Origin of the sequence: Streptomyces chromofuscus (assembly GCF_015160875.1) — a bacterium.
Taxonomy (GTDB): domain Bacteria; phylum Actinomycetota; class Actinomycetes; order Streptomycetales; family Streptomycetaceae; genus Streptomyces; species Streptomyces chromofuscus.
Map to the genome: position 1 here is coordinate 2,889,287 of NZ_CP063374.1, position 12,183 is coordinate 2,901,469.

A 12,183-nucleotide genomic window follows, 5' to 3' on the forward strand; every position below is an offset into this window, starting at 1 on the left:
CAGCCCTACCCAGTGAGCGCCGGGCCAGACGCCCACACGGCGAAGAAGGTCCTTCTCGTCACATTCCGTCCGCACACGCTCTCTCCGGGTTGCGGCGAAACGGCGCGCAGCGGCCACTCTCGTTGGCACTCCCTTCCATGGACGGCGGGCTCCATCCCCTGACAGCTATTCACTCAGTACATGTACTGAGTACATAATGATCCGCATGAGCACCCGCCACATCCTGCTCGGGCTGCTCGCTGCCGGTCCCAGCCACGGCTACGACCTCAAGCGACGGCACGACGAACGCTTCCCGCAGGCCCGTCCGCTGGCCTACGGGCAGGTGTACACGACCCTGCAACGACTGGTCCGCGACGGACTGGCCGAGGTCGACGGCACCGACGCCGACGGGGGTCCCGAGCGCACGCTGTACCGCAGCACGGCGGACGGGACACAAGAACTGGCGCGCTGGGCGGGCGAGATCGCGCCGCCCGCGCCCTTCGTGACCAACGAGATCTTCGCCAAGGTCGTCGTCTCGATCCTGACCGGCGGTGATCCGGAGGCGTATCTGCGCGCCCAGCGGGCCGCCCACATGGAGCGCATGCGGCAGCTCACGGCGGTCAAGACCGGCCCCGGCGCGGATCTGACGACCGTGCTCTCGGCGGACTACGCCCTCAACCACCTCGACGCCGACCTCCGCTGGATGACGACCACGGCGGCCCGGCTCACCACCCTGACCGCGGAGGTCGACTCAGCATGAGCAACCCAGAGCCGCTGCTCGCGGCCCGTGACCTCACCAAGGCGCACGGCAGGACCGAGGCCCTGCGGGGCGCCTCGGTCCAGCTGCGCTCCGGCGAGATCCTCGCCGTGACCGGCGCCAGCGGCAGCGGGAAGTCGACGCTGCTGCACTGCCTGGCGGGGATCGTCCGGCCCGACGGGGGTTCGGTGTCGTACGGCGGCGAACGCGTCGACCGGCTGCCGGAGCGGCGGCTGAGCGAGCTGAGACGGACGGAGTTCGGGGTGGTGTTCCAGTTCGGGCAGCTGATTCCCGAGCTGACCGCCCTCGACAACGTGGCCCTGCCGCTGATGCTCGGCGGGGCCGGGCGGAAGGAGGCGCGGGAGCGGGCCGGGGAGTGGCTGGAGCGGTTCGGGGCGCGCGCGCAGGGGGAGCTGCGGCCGGGCGAGCTGAGCGGCGGGCAGGCCCAGCGGGCGTCGCTGGCGCGTGCGCTGGTCACCGGGCCCAGGGTGGTCTTCGCGGACGAGCCGACGGGCGCGCTGGACTCGCTGGCGAGCGAACAGGTGATGTCGGCGCTCGCGCACACGGCCCGCGCGACCGGCACGTCCGTCCTGCTGATCACGCACGACGCCCAGGTCGCGGCGTATGCCGACCGCGAGGTCCGGCTGAGCGACGGGGCCGTGGCACCGGTGGGGGTGACGGCGTGAGGAGGACGGACACCGGCGGCCCGAGGTCCGACCTGCGGCTGGCCTGGCTGCTCACCCGTGGTTCCGACCGGCGGGAGTGGTGGCGGGTCGGGCTCACCGTGGCCGGCGCTGCGCAGGCCACCGGCTTCGCACTGACCGCCGTGGCCGTCGCGGCGCTGGAGGGGCAGTACTCCGTCGGCTTCGGCGGCGGCCTGCTGAACCAGCCCGAGGAACGGGCGGGGGTCGTCGTCGCGCTGGTGATGCTGCTGATCCCCGTGCTCGGGTTCCTCGGGCAGTGCTCCCGGGTCGGAGCCGTGCACCGGGACCGCAGGCTGGCCGGGCTGCGCCTCGCGGGGGCCGCACCGGGGCAGGTGCGGCGGATCGCGGCGCTGGAGGCGGGGCTCGCCTGTCTGGCCGGGTCGGTGGCGGCGACACTGACCTCCGTCGTGGTTCTGCTGGGGGTGTGGCAGCGGCCGCCGGTCACCGTCTGGGCCGGGTTCGCCGTGGCCGCGACGGCCGTGCCGGCGCTGGGGGCGCTGGTGAGCGCGTCGGCGTTGCGGCGGGTGATCGCCTCGCCGCTGGGCCGGGTGCGCCGGGTGCGGACCACGCCCCGGCCGGGGCGCGTGTTCCTGGTGGCGGTTCCGGCGCTCGCGCTGCTGCTGCTCGCCGCTGTGGCCTCGGCAGAGAGCGAGCCCTTGGGACCGGCGCAGATGCCGTCGGCGGTGTTCTTCGCCGTCCTGCTCACCGGGGTGGGTGCGATCTGGCTGTCCGGCGCCTCGGCCCGGCTCACGGGTGCCTTTCTCGCCTCCCGGACCGACCGGCCGGCGGTGCTGATCGCGGCGGAGCGCCTGCGCGACGACCCCTGGGCGGCGGCCCGTACGCATGCCGCCGTGCTGCTGGTGACGATCGTCGGTACGGCGTTCATGGGCGTCCGGCAGGTGCTGCTCGCGGTGCTCGACCACCGGCAGCACCTGGCCGCGCACCGCGCCTTCTACACCACCGGTCTCGACCTGACCGCCGCCGCGATCGCCGTGGCCCTGTTCATCGCGCTGTCGGCGCTCGCCGTCGGCACCGCCGAGTCGCTCGCCGCCCGGCGCCGCGGCCTGGCCGCGCAGACCGCCACCGGGGTGCCGCAGGCGGTGCTGGGCCGGGCACTGCTGCTGGAGACCGCCCTGCCGCTGGCGTCGGCGATGCTTGCGGCGGGCATCGGCGGCATGGTCGTCGGCACCGGATACGCCGGCCTGGCCGGCGGCGGCTCACCGCCGTGGGCGGCGCTGCTGGTCCCGGCCGGGGTGTACGGCGCGTGCCTGCTGGCGGCGGCCACTTCGCTGCCGCTGCTGCGCCGGTCGGTGCGGCCGGCCGAGCTGAGGTACGCGTAAGGGCACGCGGGACCGGGGTGGACGGGGTCTCCCGGTTCCGTGCGGCCGGCCGAGCTGAGGTACGCGTCGGGGCACGCGGGTCCGAGGGACCGGAGTGGACGGGGTCTCCCCGGTCCCGTGCGGGCGAACGCCCCTCGGGAGGCACGCGCCTCCCTCGGGGCCGGACACGCCCTCCCCACGGGATGAGCGGGACATGCAAAAGCCCGGATCGTCAGGCGGAAATGCCGTCGATCCGGGCCAAGGCGTCGTCCGCGCCGTACGGCTGCAAGTACGGCAACCAGCGCGGGTCCCTATGGCCGGTCCCGATGATGCGCCAGGCCAGGCCGGTGGGTGGGGCGGGTTTGTGGCGCAGTCGCCAGCCGATCTCACCGAGATGACGGTCGGCCTTCACATGGTTGCAGCGGCGGCAGGACGCCACCACGTTGTCCCAGACGTGCTTGCCCCCGCGCGAGCGCGGGATGACGTGGTCGACGCTGGTTGCGACGCCACCGCAGTACATGCACCGGCCCCCGTCACGGGCGAACAGCGCCCGGCGGGTCAGAGGAACGGGCCCCCGATAGGGAACCCGGACGAAACGCTTGAGCCGGACCACGCTGGGTGCGGGGACTGTGACGGTCGCGCTGTGCAGATAGGCGCCGGACTCCTCGAGGCATACGGCCTTGTTCTCGAGGACGAGGACGAGCGCGCGGCGGAGCGGTACGACGCCGAGCGGCTCGTACGACGCGTTGAGGACCAGGACATGCGGCACGGATGCCTCCTTGTACGCCGGCGGCGCGTGGCTCGCGCCGGGACGATCTGCAGTCAGTCTCCCCTCATGCCTGGTGAAAGCGCCACCATGTCCCGGTAACGGGCTGGGAGTGTTTTCGACCACATCGGCTTCCTCCCCAGGCTCCCGACCACTTCCTCCCCCTCCTCGTCGGACTGTTCGTCTCACCTGCTGTTCGTCTGATCTGTACATCCCCCGGCGGACACCGTCTCTCCCTCGAACATCGCAACGATCCCCACACGATGCCCCGATAGTGTGGTTGCTCCGCCCGTCCGGTGACCTGTTCGTGACCTCGCACCTGACCGCCGCGCCGGGGGCGGGCCGTTGCACCTGGAGGTACCCGTCGTGTCGTCCTTGCTCGTCCCGCCGGCCGCCGGACCGTCGCCGTCCCCGTCCCCGTCGGAGACGACCCCGTCCGTGCCCACGTTCCAGGACGCCCAGCAGAGCGCCACGAACGCCGCCGGCTGGGTGGAGGAGAACTGGTCGACGTGGCTGGCGATCGGGCTGCGCGTGCTGCTGATCGTGGTGATCGCGGCGGTGCTGCGGGTGGTGGTGCGGCGGGCGATCACCAAGCTGATAGACCGCATGAACCGCACCGTGCAGGCGGTGGACGGCACGGCGATCGGCGGCCTGCTGGTGAACGTGGAGCGCCGCCGCCAGCGCTCCCAGGCGATCGGCTCGGTGCTGCGCTCGGTGGCGAGCTTCGTCATTCTCGGCACGGCCGCCCTGATGATCCTGGCCACCTTCCAGATCAACCTGGCGCCGCTCCTCGCGTCGGCCGGTGTGGCGGGCGTGGCGATCGGTTTCGGCGCCCGCAACCTCGTCACGGACTTCCTGTCCGGCGTGTTCATGATCCTCGAGGACCAGTACGGCGTCGGCGACTCGATCGACGTCGGCGTGGCGTCCGGCGAGGTCATCGAGGTCGGCCTGCGCGTCACCAAGCTGCGCGGCGACAACGGCGAGATCTGGTACGTCCGCAACGGCGAGGTCAAGCGCGTCGGCAACCTCTCCCAGGGCTGGGCCACGGCCGGCGTCGACGTCACCGTGCGCCCCTCCGAGGACCTCGACCACGTCAAGGCCGTGCTCACCGAGGTCGGCGACGCGATGAGCAGGGAGGAGCCCTGGAACGAGATGCTCTGGGGCCCGATCGAGACCCTCGGCCTCGACAGCGTCCTGCTGGACTCCATGGTCGTCCGCGTCTCCGCCAGGACGATGCCGGGCAAGGCCCTCACGATCGAACGCGAACTCCGCTGGCGCATCAAGCGCCGCTTCGACCAGGAGGGCATCCGCATCGTCGGCGGGCTGCCGATCCAGCACGAGCAGGAGCCCGCCGACCCGACGGCGGGGATGGCGGCGCCCTCGGTGTACTCGAACACCGCGTCCCCGCAGGCGGCCGCCGCGTCGCCGCTCGCGCCCCCGACGAGCACCACGAAGTAGCGGAACGGCTCCGCGCGCCCGTGAGGCGGGAGCCCTTCTCCGGACGACCGACGTCCCCTGACCGGCCACCCCCGCGCCCGACGACTCCGCCCCCGCGCCCGACGACTCCGTCGCCGCGGGGGCGTTCGCTCTTGACGCCCGCTTCCCGTCGGGCCTACGTTCCTGCCAGCCGACAGGAAACCTTCCTAACAGCGGTCGGGATGGACGTGGCTTCCGGCCCACTGCCAGGCTGAGCGGGCGAAAGGCGGGTGGAGAACGCATGGCAGGAACCGCAGGCACCCCGGGCACTCCGCGCGTCCTGCGCGCCATGAACGACCGCGCCGCCCTCGACCTGCTGCTGGAGCACGGTCCCCTGTCCCGCACCCGGATCGGCAAGCTCACCGGCCTGTCCAAGCCGACCGCATCCCAGCTGCTGGCCCGCCTCGAGGCCGCCGGGCTCGTGCTGGTGACCGGGACCAGCGAGGGACGCCCCGGGCCGAACGCCCAGCTCTACGCCCTGAACCCGGCCGCCGCCCACGCCGCCGGCCTCGACGTCACCCCCGAGCGGGTCCTCGCCGCCGTCGCCGACATCACCGGCCGCACCGTCGGCACGTACGAGGTCCGCACCCCCGGCAGACGCCCGGCCCAGCCCGTCGTGCGCCAGGTCACCGACGCCCTCGACGGGGCGGTGAAGGCGGCCGGGCTGACCAGGGACGACATCCGGCGGCTCGTCATCGGCACGCCCGGCGCCTTCGACCCCAACACCGGCCGGCTGCGCTACGCCTCGCATCTGCCGGGCTGGCACTCCCCCACCCTCCTGGACGAACTCGCCGCCGCGCTGCCGATGCCGGTGGAGTACGAGAACGACGTCAACCTCGTCGCCCTCGCCGAGCAGCGGCTGGGCGCGGCGCGCGGGCACGACGACTTCGTGCTGCTGTGGAACGAGGGCGGCCTCGGCGCCGCCCTGGTCCTCGGCGGGCGGCTGCACCGCGGCTGGACCGGCGGGGCGGGCGAGGTCGGCTTCCTGCCCGTCCCCGGCGCGCCGCTGGTCCGCCAGGTCACCAAGGCCAACAGCGGCGGCTACCAGGAGCTGGCCGGCTCCCAGGCCGTCCCCGCACTGGCCCGCGACCTCGGCGTCCCGGACATCCCCTCGGGCCCCTACACCGAGGTGGCCGCCGCACTGCTGGCCCGCGCGGCGGAGGCGTACGACGACGCGGGACGCCGCGACTACCGAGCCGACGGCACGTCGGGCCGCCGCACGGCCCCCGCCGACACCGGCACGGCCTCCGACGCCCTCGCAGGCTCCGGTGAGGCCTCCGGCCCCGGTTCCCCCTCCGACGCCGGCCCCGGTTCCCCCTCCGGCCCTGGCCCCGGTTCCCCCTCCGACCCTGGCCCCGCCGTCGACCCGGCCACCCCCCGGGCCGGCGGCGACCCCCACCGCCACCTCCTCCACACGTACGCCACACGCCTCGCCACCGGTCTCGCCTCGCTCGTCTCCGTGCTCGACCCCGAACTCGTCGTCCTCAGCGGCACCTCCCTCACCTCCGGCGGCGAGACGCTGCGGGCGCTCGTACAGGCCGAGTTGGGGGAACTGGCGGCGGCCCGGCCCCGGCTCGTCATCGGTGACGTACGCGAACACCCCGTCCTGCGCGGCGCGTTGGAGAGCGCCCTGGTCACCACCCGCGACGAGGTCTTCGACACCTCGCGCTGAGCAGCAGTCCGCACACCGCCCTCGTTCCCGTCCCCGCCCCTGCCCTGGGAGGTCTCGCCATGCCCGGAACGCCCCGAAAAGCGGCCGTGGCGAAGCCGGGCGTGGCCGCCGTGGCCCTTTTCCAGTTCTTCTACGCGTGGAACGACTACTTCGGCCCGCAGATCCACGCCTCCGAGAACCCGGGCGCCTGGACGCTGTCCTACGGTCTGGAGTCGTTCAAGGGCGCGCACCACACCGACTGGAACCTCACCATGGCCGCGACCGTGCTGGTCATGGCCCCCGTCATCCTCGTGTTCTTCTTCACCCAGAAGGCGTTCGTCGAGGGCGTCACACTCACCGAAGTGAAGGGTTGACTGGACGTATGAAACTCACCGTGGTCGGCGGCGGCTCGACCTACACCCCCGAACTCGTCGACGGCTTCGCCCGTTTGAGGGACACACTGCCCGTCGAGGAGCTGGTCCTCGTCGATCCGGCGGCCGACCGCCTGGAGCTGGTGGGCGGCCTGGCCCGGCGGATCCTCGCCCGGCAGGGACACGGCGGCCGGGTGGTGACGACGTCCGACCTGGACGCCGGTGTCGAGGGCGCCGACGCGGTGCTGCTCCAGCTGCGCGTCGGCGGGCAGGCGGCCCGGCAGCAGGACGAGACCTGGCCCCTGGACTGCGGCTGCGTCGGGCAGGAGACGACCGGCGCGGGTGGCCTGGCGAAGGCGCTGCGCACGGTGCCGGTGGTCCTGGACATCGCCGAGCGGGTACGGCGTACCAGTCCGGACGCCTGGATCATCGACTTCACCAACCCCGTCGGCATCGTCACCCGCGCCCTGCTGCAGGCCGGGCACCGGGCGGTCGGGCTGTGCAACGTGGCGATCGGCCTGCAGCGCAGGTTCGCGGCGCTGCTCGGTGTCGCCCCGGCCGACGTCCACCTCGACCACGTGGGCCTGAACCATCTCTCATGGGAGACGGGCGTCCGCGTGGGCGGTCCCGAGGGCGAGGACGTCCTGCCCAAGCTGCTCGAGGAGCACGGCGACACGATCGCCGCGGACCTGCGCCTGCCGCGCGAGCTGCTGGACCGCCTCGGCGTGGTCCCGTCGTACTACCTGCGCTACTACTACGCGCACGACGAGGTCGTCCGCGATCAGCGCGGCAGGCCCTCGCGGGCCGAGGAAGTGGCGGCCATGGAGAAGGAGCTGCTGCGGATGTACGGCGATCCGGCGCTCGACGAGAAGCCGGAGCTGCTGGCCAAGCGGGGCGGCGCCTACTACTCGGAGGCGGCCGTGGACCTGGCGGCGGCGCTGCTGGGCGGTGCGGGAAGCCCGTACCAGGTGGTGAACACGTACAACAGGGGCACGTTGCCGTTCCTGCCGGACGACGCGGTGATCGAGGTGCAGGCGGCGGTGGGCGCGACGGGCGATCCGCGACCGCTGCCGGTCGCCGCGGTGGACCCGCTGTACGCGGGCCTGATGGCGAACGTGACGGCCTACGAGGACCTGGCACTGGACGCGGCCCTGCGCGGCGGGCGGGAGCGGGTGTTCAGGGCCCTGCTCGCGCATCCCCTCATCGGGCAGTACGCGTACGCCGATACCCTCACCGACCAGCTGATCGCACACAACCGGGAGCACCTGGCGTGGGCCTGACCACACGTGTCCTCGCCGTCGACGCGGGCAACAGCAAGACGGACGTCGCGGTGGTGGCGGCCGACGGGAGCGTGCTCGCCGCCGCGCGCGGCGGCGGGTTCCGGCCGCCGGCCGTGGGGGTCGAGGCGGCGACGGACGTCCTCGCCGAGGCGGTGGAGCGGGCCTTCGCCGCGGCCGGCGTCACCTCCGTCACGCACGTCTCGGCCTGTCTCGCCAACGCCGACTTCCCGGTGGAGGAGGAACAGCTGACCGACGCGCTGCACGCGCGTGCGTGGGGGGCCACCGTCGAGGTCCGCAACGACACCTTCGCGATCCTGCGGGCCGGGGTGACCGAGCCGCGCGGCGTCGCGGTGGTCTGCGGGGCGGGCATCAACTGCGTCGGGATGCGGCCCGACGGGCGCACCGCGCGTTTCCCGGCGATCGGGCGCATGTCCGGTGACTGGGGCGGCGGTTGGGGGCTGGCCGAGGAGGCGCTCTACCACGCGGCCCGCGCGGAGGACGGGCGCGGCGGGCCGACGGAGCTGGCGCGGACCCTGCCCGCGCACTTCGGGCTCGACTCGATGTACGCGCTGATCGAGGCACTGCACCTGGAGCGGTTCCCGCGGCACCGGCGGCACGAACTGGCGCCGGTGCTGTTCGCCACGGCCGCCGACGGCGACCCGGTGGCCCGCACGCTGGTCGACCGGCTCGCCGAGGAGGTCGTCGTCATGGCGACGGTCGCCCTGACCCGGCTGGACCTGCTCGACGAGGAGACGCCGGTGCTGCTCGGGGGCAGCGTCCTCGCGGCGCGGCACCCCCAGCTCGACGATCGCGTACGGGACCTGCTGGCGGCACGCGCCCCGAAGGCGGTGCCTCAAGTGGTGACGGCTCCTCCGGTGCTGGGAGCGGCGCTGCTGGGGCTGGACCGGCTGGGACTGGTGGAGGCGGGGGTACGGGAGCGGGTGCGCGGCCACTTCGAGGGCTGAGCCGGCGTGCGGCGCAGGCGGCGTGCGGTTCGCTCACCGGGCGTACCGCCTGCCTCGAGGACTGCGCGGCCGTGCGGCCGGCTCGGCGGTTCGCTCACCGGGCGTACCCCTGCTCCGTGGGCGGTACGCCCGGCTCCGGCGGCCGTGTGAGCTGCCGGGGGCCGGCGGCTCGTTCCGCCGGCCGTGGTCGGGGCGCGCGCCCGTCACCCGGGAACCGAACCGATTCCACCGGCGTATTCATGGGAAGGGGGTGGTGCGGGCGCCTCGCGTCGCCGGGAGGACGCGTGTCGCCGCGCTGCGATCCGAGCAAGATCCAGGCAAGGCCGGTGCGGATGTCGGTCCCTGCGGCGATACTTGCGGCGACGGATGACCATGGGGGAGGTCAGGAGTGACACAACCGCCGAAGGGCAGCGCGGCACCACCGGTAGCGGGCGCGCCCACCGTGCCGCCTCAGCAGTCCCGTCCCGCACCCCCCGCCTCGGGGCCGGCACCGCCCGCCGTCGCCCCGCCGCGCCGTACGGCGTTCGCCGAGGGCGTGGACCGGTTGCGGGCCGCCGCGACCACCGAGCCGGGACGGCTGCGCATCATCGGCGCGCTCATCGCCCTGCTGGTCGTGGCCTTCGGCGCCGTCACCGCCTGGCAGGCCACCGACCGGGCGGCCGCCGCCGACGACGTGCTGAACAACAGCCAGCCCCTCAGCTCCGCCGCGGCCGACATCTACCGCTCCCTGGCCGACGCCAACACCGCCGCCTCCAGCGGCTTCCTGGCCGGCGGCCAGGAGACGAAGGCGTCCCGCGAACGCTACGAGAAGGACATCCGCACAGCCGCCGAGAAGCTCGTCCTCGCGGCCAACAACTCCGAGCCGGGCTCCCGTTCCGCCGAGACGATCACCGAGCTCAACCGGCTCCTGCCGCAGTACAAGGGCCTCATCGAGCGCGCCCGCGCCAACAACCGCCAGGGCTTCCCGCTCGGCGGCGCCTACCTGCGGTACGCGAACGACACGATGCAGACGAAGATGCTCCCGGCGGCGGAGGACCTCTACACGACGGAGAACGAGCGGCTGCGCGGCGACTACGCGGACGCCACGCCGTACCCGTGGACGGCGATCGCCCTCGGCGTGCTCGCCCTGGCCGCCCTGGCCTGGGCGCAGCACCGCACCTACCTGCGGACCAACCGCGTCCTGAACCACGGCCTGGTCGCCGCCACGGCCGCCACGACGGTGGTCCTGCTGTGGCTGGTCGTCGGCCACAGCCTGGCCCGCGCCGGCCTGAACGACTCCTACGACCACGGCGTCCGCTCCCTGACGGTCCTGCACGACGCACGCATCGCCTCCCTCAAGGCACGCGGCAACGAGAACCTCACGCTGGTCAGCCGGGGCGCGGAAACGGTCGAGGTGGGCGGCAAGTTCAAGGACAAGTTCGACGTGGCCCACCAGGCGTCGATGAGGGACCTCGCCGCCGGTCTCGACGCCGCCGAGGAGCTCGCCGACGACCAGGCGGGCACGCGGCCCGTGCGGACGGCCGCCGAGAGCATGGACGTGTGGAAGCAGCGGCACCAGCAGGCCCGCGACGCCGACGACGCGGGTGACTACCAGGCGGCGCTCAGCAAGATCATCGGCTCCCGGAGCGACGAGCCGACCGGCGAGTGCTTCGACAACGTCGACCGCAGCCTGGAGATCGCACTGGAGCACGAGACGCTGGAGTTCGAGCAGGCCGCGGGCGACGGCCGGGACGCGATGACCGGCCTGCCGGCCGGCGCGGCCGCCCTCGCGGTGCTGGGCGCGGCGGGCGCGGTGCTGGGCATCGGCCGCAGGCTTTCGGAGTACCGGTGAAAGGGGGCGTGAGGATGCATGCACGACGCTTGCGGGCCAGCCTGAGGGGCTGGGGCGGCGTGGGCGCGATGGCGGTCGTCTGTGCCCTCGCCGTGGCCTTCGTGCTGCTGCTGCCGCACACCCAGCCGCGGGGCGACGGCAGCACGGGACTCGGCGGCCCGGGCGTGGCCGACGGCCGGCAGGCCAGGGCCGAGGCGTGCGAGGACCCCCAGGACCAGAGCCTGCCCCCGTCGAACGCCGACGGCGCCACGATCGAGGCCATCAAGCAGCGCGGCTACGTCGCGGTCGGCGTCGACCAGAACAGCTACCGCTGGGGCTACCGCGACCCCAACAGCACCGACGAGACGGTCGAGCTGGAGGGATTCGACATCGACCTGGCCCGCCGGATAGCCCAGGAGCTGCTCGGCGACCCGGACCGGATCCGCTTCAAGGCCATCCCCACCAACCAGCGCGTCCCCGCGATCCAGAGCGGCCAGGTCGACATGGTGGTGCGCACCATGACCATCACCTGCACCCGGCTGGAGGACGTCGCCTTCTCCGCCCCGTACTTCCTGACCGGCCAACAGGTCCTCGCACCCAACACCTCCACGATCACGGGCTACGACAAAACCCTCGCGGGCAAGCGGATCTGCTCGGCGGTGGGCTCGACGGCCTACGACAACCTGGCGGCGGACAGGAAGTCCGGCAGGCTGCCCGCCTCCACCGACATCTCCACCACCGTCCCGAACCAGCTCGACTGCCTGGTCAGGCTGCAACTGGGCGAGGTGGACGCGGTGGTGACGGACGGCGCGCTCGCCGCCAGCCAGGCCGCGCAGGACCCGACGGTGGAACTGAAGGGCGACCGCTTCACCACGGAGTACTACGGCGTGGCGATGAAGAAGGACGCCGACGATCTGGTACGCCGGGTCAACCGCATACTGGCGGACTACCGCGCGGACGGCGGCTGGAAGGCCTCGTACGACAAGTGGCTCTCCCCGACGCTGGGTAGGGACTCGGAGTCGGCGACCCCGCCGACTCCGCGCTACAGGTGACCGGCCGGCAGCGCACCGACAGCACAGACCAGTACAGACCAGCACACGAGAGG

At 73.4% G+C, this 12,183-nt stretch carries 10 protein-coding genes and 1 pseudogene; 10 read left to right on the forward strand and 1 reads right to left on the reverse strand.

The genetic code is table 11. The features are described from left to right. The first annotated feature begins 205 nt into the window (after positions 1-205). Genes IPT68_RS12945 through IPT68_RS12955 form a run of 3 tightly spaced genes read left to right on the forward strand, consistent with a single transcriptional unit; the run spans position 206 to position 2,780 of the window. Positions 206-739 carry a PadR family transcriptional regulator gene (locus IPT68_RS12945; RefSeq protein ID WP_189698470.1) on the forward strand — a complete coding sequence of 178 codons (534 nt, stop codon included), beginning with the start codon at positions 206-208 and terminating at the stop codon, positions 737-739. Beyond that, positions 736-1,422, forward strand: coding sequence for an ABC transporter ATP-binding protein (locus IPT68_RS12950; protein ID WP_189698471.1), 687 nt, complete (start codon positions 736-738; stop codon positions 1,420-1,422). Before IPT68_RS12945 ends, IPT68_RS12950 begins: the two co-directional genes overlap by 4 nt. Further along, positions 1,419-2,780, forward strand: a complete 1,362-nt coding sequence (locus IPT68_RS12955; protein WP_189698472.1) for an ABC transporter permease — start codon at positions 1,419-1,421, stop codon at positions 2,778-2,780. The genes IPT68_RS12950 and IPT68_RS12955 overlap by 4 nt, the downstream gene beginning before the upstream one ends. A gap of 211 nt (positions 2,781-2,991) precedes the next feature. Here IPT68_RS12955 and IPT68_RS12960 read toward each other — a convergent pair whose 3' ends face one another. After that, a complete protein-coding gene (locus tag IPT68_RS12960) occupies positions 2,992-3,528 on the reverse strand; it encodes an HNH endonuclease (protein WP_053763139.1) in 537 nt (178 codons plus the stop codon). 342 nt (positions 3,529-3,870) lie between these two features. On the opposite strand from IPT68_RS12960, the gene IPT68_RS12965 reads away from it, so the two are divergent. The 7 genes and pseudogenes from IPT68_RS12965 to IPT68_RS13000 all read left to right on the forward strand — a co-directional run bounded on the left by IPT68_RS12965 (position 3,871) and on the right by IPT68_RS13000 (position 12,130). Next, complete coding sequence (locus IPT68_RS12965; RefSeq protein ID WP_189698473.1) at positions 3,871-4,983, forward strand: mechanosensitive ion channel family protein; 1,113 nt, start codon at positions 3,871-3,873, stop codon at positions 4,981-4,983. Positions 4,984-5,242: 259 nt separating this feature from the next. Next, complete coding sequence (locus tag IPT68_RS34005) at positions 5,243-6,673, forward strand: ROK family transcriptional regulator (RefSeq protein WP_228040413.1); 1,431 nt, start codon at positions 5,243-5,245, stop codon at positions 6,671-6,673. A gap of 86 nt (positions 6,674-6,759) precedes the next feature. Further along, positions 6,760-7,026, forward strand: a pseudogene (locus IPT68_RS12980) (carbohydrate ABC transporter permease); the annotation flags it as partial. Positions 7,027-7,034: 8 nt separating this feature from the next. Then, entirely contained in the window at positions 7,035-8,303 is a 1,269-nt protein-coding gene (locus IPT68_RS12985) for a 6-phospho-beta-glucosidase (RefSeq protein ID WP_189698474.1), read from the forward strand. After that, a complete protein-coding gene (locus IPT68_RS12990) occupies positions 8,294-9,268 on the forward strand; it encodes an N-acetylglucosamine kinase (protein ID WP_189698475.1) in 975 nt (324 codons plus the stop codon). Before IPT68_RS12985 ends, IPT68_RS12990 begins: the two co-directional genes overlap by 10 nt. 388 nt (positions 9,269-9,656) lie before the next feature. Beyond that, entirely contained in the window at positions 9,657-11,099 is a 1,443-nt protein-coding gene (locus IPT68_RS12995) for a hypothetical protein (RefSeq protein ID WP_189698476.1), read from the forward strand. Positions 11,100-11,113: 14 nt separating this feature from the next. After that, positions 11,114-12,130 (forward strand): glutamate ABC transporter substrate-binding protein, encoded by a 1,017-nt coding sequence (locus IPT68_RS13000; RefSeq protein WP_189698477.1) that lies wholly within the window; start codon positions 11,114-11,116, stop codon positions 12,128-12,130. Positions 12,131-12,183 lie beyond the last annotated feature (53 nt).